Annotated in this window: 14 protein-coding genes, 1 tRNA gene and 2 pseudogenes (1 of these 17 only partly in view); 4 read left to right on the plus strand and 13 right to left on the minus strand. The window is 60.4% G+C overall.

Features of this window, described 5'->3' with window-relative positions:
- Positions 1-127: 127 nt before the first annotated feature.
- The 4 genes from ACIOYV_RS32050 to ptsP form a co-directional block, all read right to left on the minus strand.
- Positions 128-1,669 (minus strand): alkaline phosphatase D family protein, encoded by a 1,542-nt coding sequence (locus ACIOYV_RS32050; RefSeq protein ID WP_401330334.1) that lies wholly within the window; start codon positions 1,667-1,669, stop codon positions 128-130.
- Between the two features lie 161 nt (positions 1,670-1,830).
- Entirely contained in the window at positions 1,831-3,570 is a 1,740-nt protein-coding gene (locus ACIOYV_RS32055; RefSeq protein ID WP_401330337.1) for a PTS fructose-like transporter subunit IIB, read from the minus strand.
- Between the two features lie 11 nt (positions 3,571-3,581).
- Positions 3,582-4,523, minus strand: a complete 942-nt coding sequence (gene pfkB / locus ACIOYV_RS32060) for a 1-phosphofructokinase (RefSeq protein WP_054616156.1) — start codon at positions 4,521-4,523, stop codon at positions 3,582-3,584.
- Positions 4,523-7,384: a phosphoenolpyruvate--protein phosphotransferase gene (gene ptsP, locus ACIOYV_RS32065; RefSeq protein ID WP_265043136.1), complete on the minus strand. Its 2,862-nt coding sequence runs from the start codon at positions 7,382-7,384 to the stop codon at positions 4,523-4,525. The genes pfkB and ptsP overlap by 1 nt, the downstream gene beginning before the upstream one ends.
- Before the next feature lie 290 nt (positions 7,385-7,674).
- Between ptsP and cra the strand changes: the two genes are divergently transcribed.
- Positions 7,675-8,670 carry a catabolite repressor/activator gene (gene cra / locus ACIOYV_RS32070; protein WP_401330341.1) on the plus strand — a complete coding sequence of 332 codons (996 nt, stop codon included), beginning with the start codon at positions 7,675-7,677 and terminating at the stop codon, positions 8,668-8,670.
- Positions 8,671-8,673: 3 nt separating this feature from the next.
- The gene (locus ACIOYV_RS32075; protein WP_401330344.1) at positions 8,674-9,450 is read left to right on the plus strand and encodes a TatD family hydrolase; all 777 of its coding nucleotides are present in this window, start codon (positions 8,674-8,676) and stop codon (positions 9,448-9,450) included.
- Here the strand turns inward: ACIOYV_RS32075 and ACIOYV_RS32080 are convergent, their stop codons facing one another.
- The 6 genes and pseudogenes from ACIOYV_RS32080 to ACIOYV_RS32105 all read right to left on the minus strand — a co-directional run bounded on the left by ACIOYV_RS32080 (position 9,451) and on the right by ACIOYV_RS32105 (position 16,039).
- Entirely contained in the window at positions 9,451-9,840 is a 390-nt protein-coding gene (locus ACIOYV_RS32080) for a hypothetical protein (protein ID WP_401330347.1), read from the minus strand. It abuts the gene before it with no gap.
- Between the two features lie 217 nt (positions 9,841-10,057).
- The gene (locus ACIOYV_RS32085) at positions 10,058-10,771 is read right to left on the minus strand and encodes a methyl-accepting chemotaxis protein (protein ID WP_401330369.1); all 714 of its coding nucleotides are present in this window, start codon (positions 10,769-10,771) and stop codon (positions 10,058-10,060) included.
- A gap of 144 nt (positions 10,772-10,915) precedes the next feature.
- Positions 10,916-12,055 (minus strand): annotated as a pseudogene (locus ACIOYV_RS32090) (HAMP domain-containing protein); the annotation flags it as partial.
- 318 nt (positions 12,056-12,373) lie between these two features.
- Positions 12,374-13,210 carry a regulatory signaling modulator protein AmpE gene (ampE, locus tag ACIOYV_RS32095; protein ID WP_401330350.1) on the minus strand — a complete coding sequence of 279 codons (837 nt, stop codon included), beginning with the start codon at positions 13,208-13,210 and terminating at the stop codon, positions 12,374-12,376.
- Positions 13,207-13,767: a 1,6-anhydro-N-acetylmuramyl-L-alanine amidase AmpD gene (gene ampD, locus ACIOYV_RS32100; protein WP_054050023.1), complete on the minus strand. Its 561-nt coding sequence runs from the start codon at positions 13,765-13,767 to the stop codon at positions 13,207-13,209. Before ampD ends, ampE begins: the two co-directional genes overlap by 4 nt.
- 64 nt (positions 13,768-13,831) lie before the next feature.
- A complete protein-coding gene (locus tag ACIOYV_RS32105; protein ID WP_401330354.1) occupies positions 13,832-16,039 on the minus strand; it encodes a DUF1631 domain-containing protein in 2,208 nt (735 codons plus the stop codon).
- 361 nt (positions 16,040-16,400) lie between these two features.
- Between ACIOYV_RS32105 and nadC the strand changes: the two genes are divergently transcribed.
- Positions 16,401-17,249 (plus strand): carboxylating nicotinate-nucleotide diphosphorylase, encoded by an 849-nt coding sequence (nadC, locus tag ACIOYV_RS32110; protein ID WP_054050026.1) that lies wholly within the window; start codon positions 16,401-16,403, stop codon positions 17,247-17,249.
- Positions 17,250-17,328: 79 nt separating this feature from the next.
- Here the strand turns inward: nadC and ACIOYV_RS32115 are convergent, their stop codons facing one another.
- Positions 17,329-17,634: a DUF6388 family protein gene (locus ACIOYV_RS32115; protein WP_054050028.1), complete on the minus strand. Its 306-nt coding sequence runs from the start codon at positions 17,632-17,634 to the stop codon at positions 17,329-17,331.
- A 138-nt stretch (positions 17,635-17,772) separates the two neighbouring features.
- Here ACIOYV_RS32115 and ACIOYV_RS32120 point away from each other — a divergent pair, with 138 nt between their 5' ends.
- Positions 17,773-18,615 carry a hypothetical protein gene (locus tag ACIOYV_RS32120; protein WP_401330359.1) on the plus strand — a complete coding sequence of 281 codons (843 nt, stop codon included), beginning with the start codon at positions 17,773-17,775 and terminating at the stop codon, positions 18,613-18,615.
- 9 nt (positions 18,616-18,624) lie between these two features.
- Here the strand turns inward: ACIOYV_RS32120 and ACIOYV_RS32125 are convergent.
- Positions 18,625-18,700, minus strand: a tRNA-Thr gene (locus tag ACIOYV_RS32125).
- Positions 18,701-18,835: 135 nt separating this feature from the next.
- A pseudogene (gene pnp, locus ACIOYV_RS32130) lies at positions 18,836-20,653 on the minus strand (polyribonucleotide nucleotidyltransferase); it runs 298 nt beyond the window's last position.

Here is a 20,653-nt window from a genome sequence, read left to right on the forward strand (position 1 = left end):
ATCCCTGTAGGAGCGAGGCTTGCCCGCGAAGGCGGTTTGTCATTCAACGAATGATGTTGAATGACAAACCGCCTTCGCGGGCAAGCCTCGCTCCTACATTATTGGGTTTGTTGCAGGCAGAAATGAGTCATACCGGCTGCAACTTCTGCTCAAACACACTCACCCCATCCAGATCCCGCAACACCACAATCATCTCCCCGCTTTGCCCATCAATATTCACCTCACCAAAAAACTGAAACCCGGCAAACGGTGAGGTGTTCTGCGCGGGCGGTGCTTTCTCGAAAACCACCTCTGGCCCAAAGGTTTTATCCAGTGGATTCGGCCCGAAGCTCCCGGCATTCAACGGCCCGGCGACGAACTCCCAGAACGGTTCGAAATCCTGGAACGCCGCGCGATCCGGGTGGTAGTGATGCGCTGCGCAGTAGTGCACGTCCGCCGTCAAAAAAACGAAGTTGCGCACCTGCTGCGCGCGCAGGTATCCGAGTAATTCAGCAATTTCCAGCTCTCGACCCTGCGCCGGCCCCGGGTCGCCGTTGGCCACCGCTTCCCAACGCGCCACACCCGGACTGACTTCACCGTCGGGCACGCCGAGGCCGATCGGCATGTCGGCCGCGATGACTTTCCATTGCGCATTCGAGGCCTTCAACGAAGCCTTCAGCCAGTCCAGTTGCTCACGTCCAAGGAAGGGTTTTTCACCGCCCAAATTGTCATCGTTCGCCCCGCGATAACTGCGCATATCCAGCACAAACACATCGAGCATCGGCCCATAGCTGAGCTGGCGATAAATTCGCCCGCCGTTGTCGGCTCTCTGCAATCGCATCGGCGCGTATTCAAGCCAGGCCTGGCGCGCGCGGCCGACCAGGCTGTGGATATCTTTGCTCTTGTAGCGCTCGTCCAGTTGCTTGCCCGGCGACCAGTTGTTCACCACTTCGTGGTCATCCCACTGCCAGATCTGCGGTACTTCGGCGTTGAAGCGGCGGATGTTTTCATCCATCAGGTTGTAGCGATAATTGCCGCGATATTCGTCGAGGGTTTCGGCGACTTTGCTCTTGGCTTCGCTGGTGATGTTGCGCCACACGCGACCGCTCTCAGTGGTCAGTTGCGCCGGCACCGGGCCGTCGGCGTAGATGGTGTCGCCGCTGTGGATAAAGAAGTCCGGCAGGCGCAGGCGCATGGCTTCGTAGATGCGCATGCCGCCGATGTCCGGGTTGATGCCGAAACCCTGGCCGACGGTGTCGCCGCTCCAGACGAAACGCAGATCGCGACGGGTCGTCGGTACGCTGCGCAGGTGGCCGAACCAGGGTTCGCTGCTCGTTCCGTTTTGGGCGTCTTCGAAATGCACGCGATAGAAAATCGCCTGATCGGCGGGCAGGCCAGTGAGTTCGACGCGAGCGGTAAAGTCAGTGCGCGAATCCGCCAGGGGTGAAACGAAACGACGGGGGTTGGTGAACAGGCTGCGGGTGTCCCACTCCACCACCATCCGCGCGGGACGGTCGCTGCGACTCCAGACCATCGCACGGTCGCCCAGCAGGTCGCCGGACTGCACGCCGTCGGTGAGTTGCGGCCGATCCTTGACCGAGGCGATCACCGCCGGGGCCAGGCCGGGTAGCAACAAACCGGCACCGACGGCTTGCATGACACGCCGGCGGCCGAGGTTGAATTCGCTCATGGTGCTCTCCCTGAAAAAGGGAAACTTAAGCATGTGCGCATGACGCCCGTGTGAAACGCGATCCCTTGTAGGAGCGAGGCTTGCCCGCGAAGGCGATTTAACATTCAACAGATGTGCTGACTGTCAGACCGTCTTCGCGGGCAAGCCTCGCTCCTACAGGATTACGCCTTGGCAGGCTCCAGCGCCAACTCCACCACTTCCGGCCGCTTGATCACCGCATACACCACCGCCGTCAGCAAACTCCCCGCGACGATCGCCAGCAGGTACAACAGCGCATGGTTGATCGCGTTCGGGATCAGCAGCACGAACAACCCACCGTGCGGCGCCATCAACTTGCAGCCGAAATACATCGACAACGCACCGGTCAGCGCGCCACCCGCGATGCTCGCCGGGATCACCCGCAACGGGTCTTTCGCGGCAAACGGAATCGCGCCTTCAGAGATGAAACACAGACCCAGCACAAACGCCGCTTTACCCGCCTCGCGCTCGGTCTGGGCGAACTTGCGACGAGCAATAAACGTCGCGATGCCCAGGCCAATCGGCGGCACCATCCCGGCGGCCATGGTCGCGGCCATCGGTGCATAACTCTGCGACGCCAGCAGCCCCACGGAGAACGCATAAGCCGCCTTGTTGATCGGCCCACCAAGGTCGACGCACATCATGCCGCCGAGCAGCACACCGAGCAGAATCGCGTTGGTGGTGCCCATGCTGTCGAGGAAGTGCGTGAGCGCTAAAAGCATCTCCGCCACGGGTTTGCCGACCACGTAAATCATCACCAGGCCAGTGAACAGACTCGCGAACAGCGGGATGATCAGGATCGGTTTCAGCGCCTCAAGACTCTGCGGCAACCGCGCATAACGATTGATCGCCTGGGCCGCGTATCCGGCGATAAAACCGGCAATGATCCCGCCGATAAAACCGGCGCCCAAGGTGCTCGCCAGCAGACCACCGATCATCCCCGGCGCCAGGCCCGGACGGTCGGCAATCGAGTACGCGATGTACCCCGCCAGCAACGGCACCATCAACTTGAACGCGGTCTCGCCGCCGATCTGCATCAGCGCCGCCGCCAGCGTGCCCGGTTCCTTGAACGCGGTGATGCCGAACACGAACGACAGCGCGATCATCAGGCCGCCCGCCACCACCATCGGCAGCATGAACGACACACCGGTCAGCAAGTGTTTGTAGACGCCGGTCTTCTCTTGTTTGGCCGGGCCTTTCGAACCGCTCGAAGCGGTTTCCTGCTTGCCTTCTGCCAGGGCTTTGTTGAGCGTGGCTTCGGCTTGTTTCAACGCGATGCCAGTGCCGCAACGGTAAATCTTCTTGCCAGCGAAGCGCTCGGTGGCGACTTCGATATCGCAGGCCAGCAACACCACGTCAGCGTCGGCAATCGCCGCCGCGCTCAGGGGGTTGCGTGCACCGACCGAGCCTTGGGTTTCGATTTGCAGGTCATAGCCCAGACGCTTGGCCGCTTGCTGCAGGGCTTCGGCGGCCATGAAGGTGTGGGCAACACCGGTCGGGCACGCAGTGATCGCCACCAGGCGCGGGGCATTTTTAGCGACCTCGGCAGGCTCAGCGACGGCTTCGGTAGCGACATAAACTTCGGCCTCTTCCGCACCACGGCGCAGTACCGCTTCAACATCTTGCAGGGCCTGGGCCGGGGTGCTGCGGAATACCCGTTTGCCGACGAATCGCGACATATCCACAGGCGCGCTGGTCACCAGCAACACCCACTCGGCGGACTCAATGGTGGCCCCCGACAACTGACGTTCCGGGTGCGCGGCGTCGTTGACTTCGACGCACGTGCTCCAGCCCTGACGCTGGGCGGCGGCATCGAGCAGCCGAGCGCACAGCACACTGGTGACCATGCCGTTCGGGCAGGCCGTAACAATGGCTAACTTCATGACAACCCCTCTTATTGTTCTGTCAGGAGGCGCACGCGCACGCCCTGTTCGAGTTGCGTCAACTGCGCGGCATCATTGATGCCGAAACCGATTTGCGTGACCGCCATCGCGGCAATCGCCGTGGCGGTACGCAGGGTCTGTTCAGGCGTGTCGGCGCTGAGCAAACCGTGGAGCATTCCCGCCAGCAGCGAATCGCCGGCGCCCACCGTGCTGACCACGCTGACCCTCGGCGGCGTGGCATGCATCGCCGCGCCGACACTGAACCAGTTCACGCCATCGGCGCCGTGGGAAATCACCACGTGCTCGATGCCTTGGGCGTGCAAGCGGCTCGCTGCTTCAGCCTGGGCCGCCACCGACACCACGTCGCAATCGAGCGCGTCCGCGAGTTCTTCGGTGTTCGGTTTGATCAACCACGGACCCGCCGCCAGCCCCGCCCGCAAGGCTTCGCCGCTGGTGTCCAGGGCCACGTTCAAACCGAGGTTTTTCAGGCGCACGATCAGCGCCTGCAACCACTGCGGGCTGACGCCGCGCGGCAAGCTGCCGGCGACCACAACCGCATCATGCCCCGGTGCAATCTGATCCAGCCGATCGAGCAACGCTTGCTGCGCCGCTTCATCGACCTGCGGACCCGGGCCGTTGATGTCGGTAATGCGCCCGTTGCTTTCCGCCAGTTTGATATTGCTGCGGGTCTCGCCGGGAACACGGATGAACGCGTCGACAAAACCACGCTTGGCGAACAGCGTTTCGAACGCCTGGAGATTGTCTTCGCCGAGAAAGCCGCTGACCGTCAGTTGATGCCCGAGATCGGCCAGCACCTGCGCCACGTTCACGCCTTTGCCGGCGGCGTGGGTGTGCATCTCGTCGCTGCGGTTGACCTGACCGGGGGCAAGCACTGGCAACTGGACGGTGAGGTCCAGCGCCGGGTTGAGGGTCAGGGTTAAAATCTTGGCCATTACAGGGCCTCCACTAATGCGCGCACTTCATTGGCGCTGCCCACGGCCAGGGCCTGTTGGGCGAGAATTTGAGTCTGGGCCAGGCTGAGTTCGCGAACGCGTGCCTTGACCTCGGCGATGCTGCGGCCGGACACGCTGAGTTCATCGACACCGAGGCCGACCAACACCGGCACCGCCAACGGATCCGCCGCCAGTTCGCCGCACACGCCGACCCATTTGCCATGGGCATGGGCCGCGCGCACGGTGATGTCGATCAGTTGCAGCACCGCCGGGTGCAAGCCGTCAGCCTGAGCCGACAGGGTCGGGTGACCACGGTCGATCGCCAGGGTGTATTGGGTCAGGTCGTTGGTGCCGACGCTGAAGAAGTCGACTTCCTTGGCCAGCACGGGAGCGAGCAACGCCGCCGACGGCACTTCAATCATGATCCCCAGTTGCAGGTCTGCAACCGGAATTTCCAGACGCAGACGCTCGGTCATGTCTCGGGCCTGGCGCCACTCATCGACGCTGCCGACCATCGGGAACATGATCCGCAACGGACGGTTGTCGGCGGCCCGCAGCAAGGCGCGCAATTGCGCTTCCATGATCTGCGGACGTTGCAGGGTCAGGCGAATGCCGCGCACGCCGAGGAACGGGTTTTCTTCCTTGGCGATCGGCCAATACGGCAGCGGTTTGTCGCCACCCACGTCGAGGGTGCGCACCACCAACGGGCGACCGGCCAGGCCATCGAGGACGCGACGGTATTCGACTTCCTGAGTGGCCTCGTCCGGCGCTTGCGAGTGCGCCATGAAAATCAGTTCAGTGCGCAGCAAGCCAATGCCTTCGGCGCCCTGCTCCACCGCGCTGGTGACACCGGCGCTTTCGCCGATATTGGCGAACACTTCCACGGCGTGGCCGTCGGTGGTCAGCGCCGGTTGATGGCGTTGCTCAGCCGCCGCTTTCAGCCGCAGTTCGCGGGTGTCGCGTTCTTCGGTGGCGCGCTGCAAGGTCGCGGCATCGGCGTCCACGTGCAGGCGACCGCGTTGGCCATCGATCAGCAACGGCGTGCCCGGTGCCAGCAACAACACCGCCGCACCGGCACCGACCAACGCCGGAATCCCCAACGCACGGGCGACGATGGCGCTGTGGGCGGTGGCGCCGCCACGCGCGGTGAGGATGCCGGCAACACGCGCCGGGTCGAGACGGGCGACGTCGGACGGACCGACTTCGTCCATCACCAAGATGTACGGTTGCTCCGGTTCGCTCGGGGTTTCGACGCCACACAACTGCGCCAACACCCGACGACCGATATCGCGCAAGTCAGCGGCGCGCTCGGCGAGCAAAGCGTCTTGCAGGGATTCCTGTTGTTTGGCGGCGGCTTCGATCACCGTCATCCACGCCGCTTCGGCGCTCTCGCCTTGCTTGAGGCGGGTGTCGACTTCGTCGGTCAATTCCGGGTCGTCGAGCATTTCCTGGTGGGTGATGAAAATCTCGCGAATCGCCTTGGATTTGCTGCGCTCGATCAAGCCTTCGATGTCGCGACGGACATCCACCAGCGCTTGTTTCAGGCGTTCACGCTCGATGGCGGCAGACTCACCGCGCAGCGGGTAATCGATGGCTTGCAGCACTTGAATATGCGCCGGGCCGATGGCGATGCCCGGGGCGGCGGCGATGGCCTGGATCAGGCTGCCGGACTTCGGCGCGAGTAGCACTTCGGCGATATCGGCCATCACTTCGCGCTGCTGACTGACTGCCGGCAGCGGCTCGACTTCTTCACCGAGGCCCTCTTCAATGGCCGCCAGCAATGCCGGCAAGGCGTCGGCGGAGATGCTCGGTTCGGCGATGAATTCCAGCACCTGACCGCGACGGGCGCCGAGGCTCAGCAGTTTGCTCAAGCTCTTCACCGATACGGCGCTGTCCTGACCATCGACGATGCGCACGCGAATTTCGCCTTCAAAACTTTTCGCCAATTGCGCGAGGATCTTCGCCGGGCGCGCATGCAAACCGTGGGCATTGGCCAGGGCGATGCGTGCGCTCGGCCAGTCGGCTGGCACTTCACCGCCAAGTACTTCGAGGACTTTACGGCTGCTGGTGGCACGGCCCAATTCGTGGCCGCGACCTTCGATCAGCAAGGCGCACAGGCGTTCGAGCAGGGCTTGGTGCGCTTCGCCGAGACTGGCCAGGCAGAACAGACCGCTCAATGGCTGACCGAGATAACGCATCGGTTTGTCCGGGGTGACGAAGGCCAGGCCCGGACGCTTAACGGTTTGTTCGCTGTGCAGCCACCACAAACCATCGCCCAGCGGCAGCGCTTCGACCTGTTGCAACACGGCGGAGAAACCGTTGCTCACGCAATCGGCCTGACGCAGCAAACGCGCGCCGCGCCAGACCAGTTCTTCGAAATCATCGGCAGACACACCGAGGCCGATCATCTGTGCATCCAGCGCCAGTTCTTGCGGCGCGCCTTGCAGCAGCTTCAGCAGCGCTTCGGCGGAACTGGCACGGCGCAACGCCTGGCCCAGATCAGTTTCGCCGAGGGCGCGGGTCAGCAGTTGCAGCAGACGCAGGTGCTCATCGGATTTGGCCGCGATACCGATCGCCAGATAAACGATCTGGCCGTCACCCCAATCCACGCCTTCAGGAAATTGCATCAGCCGCACGCCAGTGGAAAACACCTGGTCGCGGGTTTCCGGAGTACCGTGGGGGATGGCAATACCTTGACCGAGAAAGGTCGAGCCCTGGGCTTCGCGCGCCTGCAAACCGGCGAGATAACCTTCTGCTACCAGACCATCGGCAACCAGATGCTGGGCCAGCAAGTGCAACGCGGCTGACTTATCCACAGCCGACTGGCCCATGGATATCTGCTCTATGGTGAGCTCGAGCATGCTTTCTCCTTTTTGGCGCCTTGGGACGCCAGGTATTGTTTTGAATGATTCAGCTTAGGCTCTTCGTGATCACATTTGGCGGTTTCGCGGCAGAACCGGTCAAAGGAACCTATAACGCAGAAAATACGCTTGCTGAAACGTTTAATCTAGAATGATTGGCACGTTACTCGATAATGCACCATCCTTGAAGTCCAACTTGTCGGAAGCGTTGCGACATTGGTCGCCTGCTCGAATCGGGTAGGATTGGCGAAAATGTCGGGGCAAGCTCGAAAAAACAAGGAAATCCCGAGTTGAAACTCAGTGATATCGCACAGTTGGCCGGTGTGTCCGTTACCACCGCCAGTTATGTCATCAATGGCAAGGCCACACAGCAACGTATCAGCAGCGCTACCGTCGAGCGTGTGCGTGCCGTGGTCGAGCAACATGGCTTTACACCCAATCCCCAGGCCGCCGGGCTGCGCAGTCGGCACACCCGCACCTTGGGCTTTATCCTGCCGGACCTGGAAAACCCCAGTTACGCACGGATCGCCAAACTCCTGGAGCAAGGTGCCCGGGCGCGCGGCTATCAGTTGCTGATCGCCAGTTCCGACGATGCGCCGGACAGCGAACGGCAGTTGCTCAAACTGTTCCGTGCCCGGCGCTGCGACGCGCTGATCGTCGCCAGTTGCCTGCCAACAGACGATGACAGTTATCGGCAGTTGCAGGCCAAAGGCATTCCGATCATCGCCATCGACCGGGTCATGGAGCCCGAGCATTTCTGCTCGGTGATCAGTGACGACCGCGAGGCCAGCCTGCAACTGACCCGCAGCCTGCTCGAACCGTTGCCCAAGCAGATCGCGCTGATCGGCGCCCGCCCGGAACTGAGCATCAGCCAGGAACGGGCCGCCGGTTTCAAAGAAGCGCTGAGCGGGTTCAAAGGTGAAATCCTGATCGAACACGGCGAGTCGTTCAGCCGCGAATGCGGCAAGCAGTTGATGGAGGAATTGCTCCAGCGCCTGGGGCATTTGCCGGATGCGCTGGTAACCACGTCCTACGTGCTGCTGCAGGGTGTTTTCGACGCCTTGCATGACTTTCCGCTCAAGTCTCGCCCGCTGCGCCTCGGCACGTTCGGCGATACTCAGTTGCTGGATTTCCTGCCGTTGCCGGTCAACGCCATGGCCCAGCAACATCAGTTGATCGCCGACAAAGCGCTGGAACTGGCACTCGCCGCCATCGAACAATCGGATTATCAACCCGGCGTTCAGGCCATCGCGCGGACCTTCAAGCAACGCATTCTTCAGGACTGAGCCGTGGAGCTGATCGACAGCCACACGCATCTGGATTTTCCGGACTTCGACGCCGATCGCTCGGCGTTGTTGGCCGAAAGCCGCGCCCTCGGGGTGCGGCGGATGGTGGTGCTGGGGGTTTATCAGGGCAATTGGCAGCGAGTCTGGGATTTGGTGCAGAGCGATCCGGATCTGCACGCGGCGTTCGGCTTGCATCCGGTGTATCTGGAGGATCATCGCCCCGAAGACCTGACCGCGCTCGGCGACTGGCTGACCCGGCTGGCCGGTCATCGGCAGGTGTGCGCGGTGGGCGAGATCGGCCTGGATTACTTTATCGAAACCCTTGATCGCGAACGCCAGCAGGCGTTGTTCGATGCGCAGTTGCAACTGGCGGTGGATTTCAATCTGCCGGCGCTGATCCATGTGCGACGCAGCCACGCGGCGGTGATCGCCACGCTCAAGCGCTTTCGCTTGAAGCGCGCAGGCATCATCCACGCCTTCGCCGGCAGCAAGGAAGAGGCGCGGGAATACATCAAGCTCGGTTTCAAACTGGGTCTTGGTGGCGCCGCGACCTGGCCTCAGGCGTTGCGCATGCACCGTGTACTCGCCGAGCTGCCACTGGAATCGGTGGTGCTGGAAACCGACTCCCCGGACATGGCGCCCGTCATGTTCCCCGGCCAGCGCAACAGCCCGGCGCACTTGCCGGCGATCTGCTCGGCACTGGCCGAAATCATGGCGATCAGCCCTGAACAACTGGCCGCGGTCAGCACGGCGAATGCCTGCGAGTTGTTCAACTGGTAATCAGTCGACGTGGGCCTTGGCCGCCTCAAGCGTCAGGGTGATGTGTTGCCGGTGCCGGGCAAACCGAACGACTGCGAAATAGACAAAAATCGCCAACAGCGAAAAATTCAGCTGCTCCATCACACTCAGCAGCCCGACCCATTCCATCACCAATGCCACCAGTAACGCGGTGCAGACCATCACCAGTGTGCTCGCCCGCAACAAAGCCAGGGAGTCGAGAGACTTGAAGCGCCTGATCTGCTTGGGATCGTTCAGTTGCAGGGTGTTTTCACAGTGGGAACAGGTAAATGGCTCGTTGATCGCGATGGCGTTGAGTTGCCAGGGCTCCAGACACAGCGTGCGCTGGCAATGGGCGCAGCGACCCAGAATTCCAATCGTAGCGGCAGACATAACCGGGCCTCCTCAGGGCAAGTCGAAGAGATGGATCTTGCTTCATTGAAGACCAAAAACCAGAGCGCGCAGGAAAACAGGAAATGCCGTACTGGCGAAGGGAGACCTGTAGGAGCGAAGCTTGCTCGCGAAGACGGTGTGTCAGCCAACATCAATGTTGAATGTACAGCCGCTTTCGCGAGCAAGCTTCGCTCCTACAGGGAGTTTGTGGTGTTGATTAGACCCGAAACGCGCTGATCAATTGTTTCAACTCCACCACCTGCGCCGACAATGCGCGGCTGGCATTCTCCGTCTGGCGCGCGCCCTCTGCCGTGCGCTCGCCGGCACGGTTGATTTCGACGATGTTCTGGTCGATGTCATGGGCCACAGCGGTTTGCTGTTCCACGGCGGCGGCGATCTGCTGGTTCTGGTCGACGATCATGCCTACAGCCCCGAGGATGTTTTCCAGGGCTTGCTGGACCTTTTCCGACTGACCAACGGTGCCGTTGGCCATCTGATGGCTGACGCCCATGGCCTTCACCGCCGCGCCAACACCGCCGTGAAGCTTGGCGATCATCTGCTCGATTTCTTCAGTCGATTGCTGGGTGCGCTTGGCCAGCGTGCGAACCTCGTCCGCCACCACCGCAAATCCACGGCCCTGCTCACCCGCCCGCGCCGCTTCGATGGCCGCGTTCAGCGCCAACAGGTTGGTCTGCTCGGCGATGCTTTTGATCACTTCCAGCACCCGGCTGATCGACTGGCTGTCGCTGGCCAACTGATTGATCACCAGCACCGACTGATCAATCTCGCCAGCCAATGCCGCAATGCTGCCCTGCTGGGACTCCACCAACCCGCGCCCGCTGAGGGTTTCGTCGTTGACGCTGTGGGCGCTGCTGACAGCTGCCGCAGCACTGCGTGCCACTTCCAGGGAGGTGGCCGACATCTGATTCATGGCGGTGGCGACCTGTTCGATCTGGCTGCGCTGCCCGGCCACGGCCTGGTTGCTCTGGGCGGAAACGCTTTCCACCTGACCGGCCTGACGCTCGACTTCGCCGACGGTCTGCCCGACCCGCTCGATCAAGTCGTGGATTTTCTTCACCGTGCCGTTGAACACCTCGCCCAACTCGCCCAGTTCATCGCGGCTGTGGGCACTGAAGGTCACGGTCATGTCGCCGGCCGCCACTTTGTCCATCACCGCGCCGAGGCGCTTGAGGGTGGTGCGGGTCGAATAGTAAAAACCGCCGTAGAGATAAAAGATCAGCACAAACACCACCGACAGCGCCACGGCCTGCATGACCATGTGGGTGCGGTTCTGCTCCAGTCGCTGCTGTAACTGGCTGCCGAGGAACTTCAAAGTCGCTTCATTGAGCTGGTAGGTCTGGTCCATCAGGCCAGTGACCTGATCGTAGAACGCCTGCCACGGCGCATCGAGCGTGTCGGCCATTACCACTTGTTCTTCGAACAGTTCGCTGGCCTTTTTCAGCGACGCCTTGCTGCTGTCAGCCTGAGCGGCCAGGGTTTCGTTCGCGGCTTTGCTGGAGCCCAACGCGTCGTGCAACTTCAGCCCATATTCCGCCTGAAGCTTCTCGATCTGCGCCAGCAATTCGTCGAAACGCGTACTCGACGCCGAGTTGAGAAAGCCCTGCCCCAACGACAGCGAGCCCATGGCCCGGCCGTCACCCAGAAGTTGCGTCACAGGCGGGGTGACGTTGGTGATCAGTTCGCTGAGCTGACGCATGTCGCTCTGGGTGTCGCGGCTCAACCCGGCCTGACTGGCAATGATCTGGCTGAAAATCTGTGCATTACCGAGCAACTTGCCAATCAGTGCACTTTTGCTTTGCAGGGAGTTTTCCGCTTGCTGAGCCTTGAACGCGGTAATCATTTCATCGCGCTTGCCATCGAAAACCGTGATCTGTTCCGGGTCGATGCTCATCGCTGTCAGCCCTTGCAGGCGCGTCAGAACACTTTGTTCGAGAGCGCTGATCTTGGTCTCGACATCGCCGGCCTTGCCGGACTGCCCGAGGGTGACGTTGATTTGCACGAGGTTGTTCAGGGTTTCGAGATCCCGACGCAGGGTCAGGCTGCTGCCCAGCAGGTCGAGGCTTTGCAATTCGACGCGGGTGCCCTGGAATTCACGATAGGAATCGCGCACCAGGTAAAAGTTGGTCACCAGCATCGGCACCAGGAACAGCACGCTGATCAGGCTGAACTTCATGCCGAAGCTCAGGCGGTTCATCAGCGCGACAGCGGGATAGAGCAAGCTCTTCACTGTGAAGTCTCCCTTGGATTTCTTATTTTTATTGGCAGGCGCACAGATACAGCAGATAGCCACTATTGGGCGCTATCTCTGTATAGCTCAAATCGGAGGGAGGTTTTGTAACTTAAGGTTAACGGCAGCAAACGCAACCGTGTAGCAGCTGGCGAAGCCTGCGTTCGGCTGCGAAGCAGTCGTAAATACTGATACTTCGGTTTACCTGATACACCGCGAAGCCTGAATTAGCGACTGCTTCGCAGCCGAACGCAGGCTTCGCCAGCTGCTACAGGATCGGCGTAATCAGGGAAGGACCGTCCACAACGCAAACCCGGCATACCACAGCACCGCCGCTCGCAGCAGCAGTTCCCAGATACGGTCCAGGCTGTTGATGCCATCCGGCCCGACCACCGGTGCCGGAATTTCCCCAGCCACCAGCCCGACCTTTTCGATCAACTGGGCGGCGCTGATGTTCCAGTTCAGCAGCTCATGCAACATCACCCGACCGACCGCGACAAAGTTGCCGACCAGGGCAAAACTCGCCGCCAGCAAGCGCACCGGCACCCAATCGAAGGCGTGGCGCAGTTGTGCGGCGCGTTCGACCACTGCCGGGTTCTGTCCGTGTTCTTCGGCCAAGGCGAGCAAGCGATAGCTCAACGCGGCCACCGGCCCCAACAGGAAGTACCAGAAAATCACTGCGAAAAAGCTTTGGTAAGCCTCCCACAACAAATGTCCTTGAACCCGCTCCAGCAACTGCTCGCCACTGTCGGCGCAGATGTCCAGGTCACGCTTGGCAACATGGGCAGCGGCTTGCAGGTCTTCACGGCGCCAGGCGTCGCGAAACGGACCGAGGCCGCCGAGCAGATCGCCGCGCCCCAAGCTGTAAATCACCACCAGCAAATGCACCGGCAGGGCCAGCAAGCCATAGGCAACGGGGTCCAGCACCACCAGCAGCAAACCGAGCAGCGCCACCGGCAACAACACCAATATCAGCAACACCAGCCACGGTTGGTCTTTCAGACGTGGGTTGGCTTCAAGCTTGTGCAGCTCGCGTACCCAACCGCCATCACGTTGAACCCGATGGCGCAGGGCCGAGAACTTCTCGATCCAGACAGCCAACAGCAACACCAGAAAACTCATTGTTGTTCCTCTTTTGCCAAAGCGGCGCGGTAGCGTGCCCAATCGAACGCCGGCCCCGGGTCAGTCTTGCGCCCGGGCGCGATGTCGCTATGCCCGCAAATACGCTGTGCGGTAATGCCCGTGAAAGCGCTTTGCAATTGTCGGGTCAAGGTCGTCAACGCCTGATATTGCGCGTCGGTGAACGGCAGATCATCTGTGCCTTCGAGCTCGATGCCCACGGAAAAATCATTACAGACTTCACGCCCGTCAAAACTCGAGACGCCGGCATGCCAGGCGCGCTCAAGACAGGAGACAAACTGAGTCACCGTGCCGTCACGTTCGATCAGAAAATGCGCAGACACCCGCAGGTCAGCGATCCCTTCAAAGTAGGGATGCTCCGTGACATCCAGGCGATTCTGGAAAAATTCCTGCACCTTGCCCGTGGCGAACTGCGCCGGCGGCAGGCTGATGTTGTGGATCACCAGCAGGGAGATTTCATCTGAGGGGCGCGCATTGAAGTTGGGCGAGGGGCATATGTTTACGCCCTGGCACCAACCGCTCGCGGGGTCCAACTGCATACAGGTTCCTTCAACGACGACCGTGTTGGCGCCCAGTATGCCGCGATAGACCCTCGGCGCGCGATCACTTGGCGTGATTGAGACGCCGCAAGTTGCCGATCACCGATTCCAGGGCCCGATCGAACAGCAACGTATCGTCCAGTGTGCGCACCACGCCACGGTGGAATTCCAGGGCCAGCCCGGTGCGGCTGCGCTCCAGCACTTTCATACCGGTGCGGTTGACGAAAATGTACTTACCGGTGGCTTCAATGATCGCCGCGAGTTTGCAGCGCAAGGTGTTTTCTTCGTCTTCCTGAAATTCGACCCAGCAACCCAGGCGCAGTTGATCGACCTGAAGCAGGCCCGCATCGTCCGCCGGTAAGCGCACCGAAGCCGTCTCGACCGGGCCTTCATCGGCGGTACGCAGCACGATTTCCTCGCGTACTTCGACCATCACTGGCGCATCCGCCTGCTCCGGCGGCAGGGTTGGGCGTTCGAACAGTTGAACGTGCAAAGCTTCCAGCTCACTGAAAAACTCGCTGGTGGCAAAGGGATCGAACGCCGAGCTGCTCAGGCCGTCGCGCAGGGATTTAAGCAACCCCGGCACCATCGACAGCAGACGCAGGCTCGCATCGGCTTCGTCATGGCGCTGCACGCTCCAGATCAACTGCGCCATGGTCTGTACATCGGCGTGCCATTCGGCGGACTGGTCGCCGTGCTTGAGGCAAGTCAGCAACAGCACCTTGCTCCACGCGTCCTGGACGAACGCCACCACGCCTTGAGGGAGCAACTTGCCCAGCAATGCCTCGTTCAGCGCTTGTTCGACCCGCTGACGCGCCAGTTCAGTCTTGGCCCGGCCTTCTTCGGCATCGCGGGTGCGCTGTTCCAGCAGTTCGCTGCGACGGCGCTCGTCACTGGTAAAGGCCAGGAAGTCCGCCAGCAACTCGGAGAAAATCGCCGGGTCATCGACAAAGTCATTCAACAGCCGCTGCACCACTTGCTCGATGCGCAGGTACAAGGTGTCGCGCTCATGATCGTCGCACTCGCCCCAGCCCATGGCCGCGTCGGCGATTTCGTTGAGCAGGCGCCGCGCCGGATGGCTGCTGCGGCTGAAAAAGCTTTTGTCGAGCACCGCGACTTTCAGCATCGGAATCTGCAAGCGTCCGATCAACGCCTTGAGGGAATCCGGCAGATTGCGGTCATCGAGAATGCATTCGAAGAGCATCGCGATCAGGTTGATCACGTCCTCGTCAGCGACCCCGACCACCCGGGACTTGCCACTTTTGACGCTGACCCGGGTCAGCAGTTGTTCGAGCTGGTTGCGCAGGTCGAAGTCATCTTGAGCCGCCAAGGCCGGGACGTATTGCTGCAAGTGCGACAGCAGGCGCAGCAGGTCGCGGGTGGAAATCGGCTGGGCCGGGGCACTGGCTTCGAGCGTCGGCGCGACACTGCCGCGCACGTGAAACAGCAGCTCCTGCAACGCGGCGAAAACTTCCTGCACGCTGTCATCAATGTGCGCACTGCCGGATCGGACGACCGCATCAACGGGTTCGGCATGCGCGCTGGCCGCCGCACGATCCGCGGCGCGCCGTGCGGGAGCTGGCTTGAGCTCGGGCAGCACGCCGGTGGCGATCAGCAGTTGGTTGGCTTCGGCGTAGAGCTGATCGGCGCTGCTGAGCACATAGCGCTCGAACAGTTTGAGGATGATCAGCTTGACCTTGATCTCCACGCCCAGATTGCGCCCGGCCTGCAGGAAATATTCGCACAGCAGAGCCGGACCCATCGGGTTGTGCTGCTCAAGCAATTCCTTGCCCAACAGCACGCTGAGCCGCGTGGTCAGTTGATCGAGGGCGAAACCTTCACGGTTCAGCACCTTGCTGACCATGCCTTCCACGGCCACGTTGCGCTCCAGGTCATCGCTGGGCAGCGCTGCGCCAGCATCGAATGCCAATGCCTGGGGCAAAGATGACTGGGAAATGTCGTATTGCGTGAGGCTGATGAACGCCTCGAAGAATTGTTCCAGAAACCCGCGCTCAATGCTTTTGCGCTTGAGGCGCAAGTCGCGCATGGCTTCGAAAAAGATGTTCTGTTCGACGTCATTGCGGGCCCGGTCGGCCATTTCGAACAGGGTGTCGTCGGCGTTATCGAACAGCTCCTGCAAACCATGCCGCAGCTGTTGCGCAGCCTTGTCGCGAACCTGAAGCAGAATCACAGGCAGGCGGGCGAGCGGCGAGTGAGTCGCCTGCTCGGTAGCCGCCTTGTGCAAAGGCACTACATTCCCGTCGTTGTGCATCCAAGCCTCCTGGAACGGTGATGCTTCGGTTCGTTGAGAAAGATCGATTTGCGCAAGCCGCACAGCCGACGCCCAACGGGGAACAGTGCCCACCCGCTGTCATTCAATAATCGGGGACCCAAAGGGACGTCAAAGCTATGACGTCAAATGCAAGGCGGATTATCTGCAAAACAGGCCGCTTGTGCCAGCGGACTCTACGTTTCACATTGAAATAGACGTACAGAGCAGACCCTGGCTTAGCGGCAAATGCTCACGCGAATCGACCAAATGCAGGTTTCAGAGCGATCTGGGCACCCGGCATGCCTTGGGTTGCTTCGCGCCATGGCCCTATAATCGAGCCACTTTGTTTGTGGAGCCCGTTATGCCGAATCTACGTCTCGCCGATTTGACCGCCGAAATCGAAGCCAACGTGCGCCGTGCGTTGCTCGAAGACATCGGCAGCGGCGACATCACCGCGCAACTGATCCCGGCCGAACGCCTGGCCAAAGCCACCATCATCACCCGCGATGCGGCCGTCATTGCCGGCACCTCTTGGGTCGATGCCGTTTTCCGGCAACTGGACCCGCGGGTGGCGGTGCACTGGCAGGTGCGCGATGGCGAACGGGTGCAACCCAATCAGCCGCTGTTTCACCTCGAAGGCCCGGCGCGCTCGCTGCTGACGGGCGAGCGTTGCGCGCTGAATTTCCTGCAACTGCTGTCCGGCGTGGCGACTCGCGCGCAGTTTCTGGCGGATTTCGTCGCCGAGACTCAGGTGAAGCTGCTGGACACGCGCAAAACCCTGCCAGGGCTGCGCCTGGCGCAAAAGTACGCAGTGACCTGCGGCGGCTGCCATAACCACCGCATCGGTCTGTATGACGCCTTCCTGATCAAGGAAAACCATATCGCGGCCTGCGGCGGCATCCCTGAAGCGATTAAAGCCGCGCACAAGATTGCCCCGGGCAAGCCGGTGGAGATCGAAGTGGAAAGCCTGGATGAGCTGAAGGAGGCCCTGGAGGCCGGTGCCGACATCATCATGCTCGACGAACTGAGCCTGGATGACATGCGCGAGGCGGTGCGCCTGAACGGCGGGAAGGCGAAACTGGAGGCCAGCGGCGGGATCAACGAAAGCACGTTGCTGCCAATCGCCGAAACCGGGGTGGATTACATCTCCATTGGTGCAATGACCAAGGATGTGAAGGCAGTCGATCTGTCGATGCGACTCAGCCTCTAAGCAGCTACAAGCAGCAAGCTACAAGCTTCAAGCAGTTCTGCTTTGACTTGTAGCTTGCGGCTTGAACCTTGAAGCTGCTTCAAACCACCAGATTATTCATCTCGCAGTACTCTTCCCACTCGACGCCCAATACTTCGGCCGCCTCCTTGTGCAGAACAAGGCGCGCCGCCTCGAACTCCTCAGGAGTCGAGGTGTACTTGAGCGTCAGCTCCCAAGGCTGCAGGCCCTGGGATTCCGCTTCATCCTCGAACGCCCACTGGATCTGGTCTTTCTGATCGTCGGCCGGCAGGTCTTTGATCTCGCCGGCTAGCTGGGGCGACTCCAGCAGGTACTTCTTCAGCGCTTCTTCGTGTCTGGCTTCTTGGGTCAATTCTTTAACAGTCATGTCGTTCTCGCTGATCTGGGGAATGGAAGATGGATCTGGATCATCAAGGATCTCTCTGACGCAAAAAACCGTGTGAAGCCCGGCTTATCTGGCCTTCAGAACCATTCGGGATCATCTGAAAACAGCTCGGTGGTGCTCATGCGAGCACCGAATATAGGACCTTTGGCTGACGATTTATATGCATGTTTACATCAAATCTACAAAAAAACGGATGCCCTCGCCGGCCATGCCATTTTTACGCGCCCTGAGGAACATGTTTCGGAAACCGAAGTCATAGCGATGTGCCATATAGGCACTCCACAAGGAACTCAGGTGATGCGCAATTTCCCAAAGCTTACGTCTACCCTGTTTGCAACCGGCATGGCCGCCCTTCTGCTCGGCAACCTGGCGCTGACCAATACGGCTCAGGCTATCGAGCTTAGCTCCGAAAGCACTTCTTACAACGATACGCTCGTCGCCCTCCATAACTCGTATGGCAAGAACGTACTGGTCAACACCAGTCTTAGTGTTGATGAACTGGAAAAGTTACAGGGCACCGCTAAATCCAATGCGGCTGAAATCGACACCCTGAAGAAAACCGTCAGTGAACAAACGCGCCTCATCGAAGAACTCCGACGCAACACCGGCACAAGCACAGGCTCGAGCAGCAATGAAATTTCCAACCTCAAGCGTACCGTCGAGGAGCAGGACAAAAACCTGAAAGACCTTGCCAAGCAGATGGAGGAGTTCAAGCGCAACACTGGCTCGAGCTCCAGTTCCAGTTCGAGCGAAGTGTCCAACCTCAAGCGGGAAGTCAGCGATCAGGACAACGACCTGAAGAAACTGGCCAGTCAGGTGGAAGACCTCAAGCGCAGCGCCGGATCGAGTTCCAGCTCAAGCTCCAGCGACCTGTCCAACCTGAAGCGGGAAGTCAGCGATCAGGACAATCAACTCGATCAGCTCAAACGCACGGTCGAAGACCTGAGCCGGAAGGTGAAATAACAGCAGCAGTGGTGCCCGAGACAGGAGTCGAACCTGCGACCTTCGCGTTACGAGTGCGCTGCTCTACCAACTGAGCTACACGGGCGGTGAGCTAAACCTAGCACAGCTTTCGCGACTCGCAACCGCCAGCCCTGCCTCGGTTTATCGCAGACAAAAAAAGGCCCCGTCGTTTTCACGGCGGGGCCTTTTTTACAACGTTGAAGCGGTCAGGCGGGGGTGATTAAACGCCCGACGCCTTGGCTGCTGCTACGTCTTTGATGGACAGCTTGATACGGCCGCGGTTGTCCACGTCCAGTACCAGTACTTCCACTTCCTGGCCTTCTTTCAGGATGTCGGTCACTTTCTCGACGCGAGCGTCGCTCAACATGGAGATGTGAACCAGACCGTCCTTGCCAGGCAGGATGTTGACGAATGCGCCGAAGTCGACGATGCGCTCAACCTTACCGACGTAGATCTTGCCGATTTCAGCTTCTGCGGTGATGCCCAGAACGCGCTGACGTGCAGCTTCAGCAGCTTCTTTGGTCTCGCCGAAGATCTTGATCGAGCCGTCGTCTTCGATGTCGATCGAAGCCTTGGTCTCTTCACAGATCGCACGAATGGTCGCGCCGCCTTTACCGATAACATCACGGATTTTGTCGGTGTCGATTTTCATCGCGATCATGGTCGGAGCATTTTCCGACAGGTCGGTACGGGACTGACCAATGATCTGGTTCATCGGACCGAGGATGGTCAGGCGCGCTTCCAGGGCTTGGCCCAGAGCGATTTCCATGATTTCTTCGGTGATGCCTTTGATCTTGATGTCCATCTGCAGCGCGGTAACACCTTTGGCGGTACCCGCTACTTTGAAGTCCATGTCGCCGAGGTGATCTTCGTCACCCAGGATGTCGGTCAGGATGGCGAATTTCTCGCCTTCTTTAACCAGACCCATGGCGATACCGGCAACCGGTGCCTTCATCGGAACACCAGCGTCCATCAGGGCCAGGGAAGCGCCGCAGACCGAAGCCATGGAGCTCGAACCGTTGGACTCGGTGATTTCCGACACAACACGAATGGTGTACGGGAACACGTCGGCAGCCGGCAGCATGGCTGCAATCGAACGACGGGCCAGACGGCCGTGACCGATTTCGCGACGACCAGCGCCACCCATGCGACCACACTCACCTACCGAGAACGGAGGGAAGTTGTAGTGCAGCATGAACGGGTCTTTTTTCTCGCCTTCCAGGGTGTCCAGCAGCTGTGCATCACGGGCGGTGCCCAGTGTTGCAACGACCAGAGCCTGGGTTTCGCCACGGGTGAACAGAGCCGAACCGTGGGTTTTAGGCAGAACACCGACTTCGATGTTCAACGGACGTACGGTCTTGGTGTCGCGACCGTCGATACGTGGCTTGCCGTTTACGATGTTTTCGCGAACGGTGCGGTATTCGATTTCGCCGAAAGCCGCTTTGACTTCGCTGGAAGAAGGCTGGCCTTCTTCACCGGACAGCTTGGCAACGACCTGGTCTTTCAGCTCACCCAGGCGAGCGTAACGGTCGGCCTTGATGGTGATGGTGTAAGCCTGGGAGATCGCGTCGCCGAACTCGGCACGGATAGCGCCCAGCAGAGCAGTGGCTTCTGGCTGTGGAGCCCAGGTCCAGGTCGGCTTGGCAGCTTCGGCAGCCAGTTCTTTAACAGCGTTGATCACAACCTGGAACTCGTCGTGAGCAAACAGTACTGCGCCCAGCATCTGGTCTTCGGTCAGCTCTTTGGCTTCCGATTCAACCATCAGAACGGCTTCAGACGTACCGGCAACGACCATGTCCAGGCTCGATGCTTTCTGTTGTTCGTAAGTCGGGTTCAGCAGGTAGCCGGTGCTTTCGTGGAACGCAACGCGGGCAGCGCCGATCGGGCCATCGAAAGGAATACCGGAGATAGCCAGGGCAGCCGAGGTACCGATCATCGCAGCGATGTCCGGATCGGTCTTCTTGCTGGTGGAAACGACGGTGCAGACAACCTGCACTTCGTTCATGAAGCCTTCTGGGACCAGCGGACGGATCGGACG

This window comes from Pseudomonas sp. NPDC087342 (genome assembly GCF_044744265.1).
In the GTDB taxonomy this organism is placed as follows: domain Bacteria; phylum Pseudomonadota; class Gammaproteobacteria; order Pseudomonadales; family Pseudomonadaceae; genus Aquipseudomonas; species Aquipseudomonas nunensis.

What these genes read in the sequence shown, in the direction of transcription:
- ACIOYV_RS32050 (WP_401330334.1), bottom strand. Translation starts at nt 1,669, where the DNA reads ATGAGCGAATTCAACCTCGGCCGCCGGCGTGTCATGCAAGCCGTCGGT.
- ACIOYV_RS32055 (WP_401330337.1), bottom strand. Translation starts at nt 3,570, where the DNA reads ATGAAGTTAGCCATTGTTACGGCCTGCCCGAACGGCATGGTCACCAGT.
- pfkB (WP_054616156.1), bottom strand. Translation starts at nt 4,523, where the DNA reads ATGGCCAAGATTTTAACCCTGACCCTCAACCCGGCGCTGGACCTCACC.
- ptsP (WP_265043136.1), bottom strand. Translation starts at nt 7,384, where the DNA reads ATGCTCGAGCTCACCATAGAGCAGATATCCATGGGCCAGTCGGCTGTG.
- ACIOYV_RS32080 (WP_401330347.1), bottom strand. Translation starts at nt 9,840, where the DNA reads ATGTCTGCCGCTACGATTGGAATTCTGGGTCGCTGCGCCCATTGCCAG.
- ACIOYV_RS32085 (WP_401330369.1), bottom strand. Translation starts at nt 10,771, where the DNA reads ATGAATCAGATGTCGGCCACCTCCCTGGAAGTGGCACGCAGTGCTGCG.
- ampE (WP_401330350.1), bottom strand. Translation starts at nt 13,210, where the DNA reads ATGAGTTTTCTGGTGTTGCTGTTGGCTGTCTGGATCGAGAAGTTCTCG.
- ampD (WP_054050023.1), bottom strand. Translation starts at nt 13,767, where the DNA reads ATGCAGTTGGACCCCGCGAGCGGTTGGTGCCAGGGCGTAAACATATGC.
- ACIOYV_RS32105 (WP_401330354.1), bottom strand. Translation starts at nt 16,039, where the DNA reads ATGCACAACGACGGGAATGTAGTGCCTTTGCACAAGGCGGCTACCGAG.
- nadC (WP_054050026.1), top strand. Translation starts at nt 16,401, where the DNA reads ATGCCGAATCTACGTCTCGCCGATTTGACCGCCGAAATCGAAGCCAAC.
- ACIOYV_RS32115 (WP_054050028.1), bottom strand. Translation starts at nt 17,634, where the DNA reads ATGACTGTTAAAGAATTGACCCAAGAAGCCAGACACGAAGAAGCGCTG.
- ACIOYV_RS32120 (WP_401330359.1), top strand. Translation starts at nt 17,773, where the DNA reads ATGCGAGCACCGAATATAGGACCTTTGGCTGACGATTTATATGCATGT.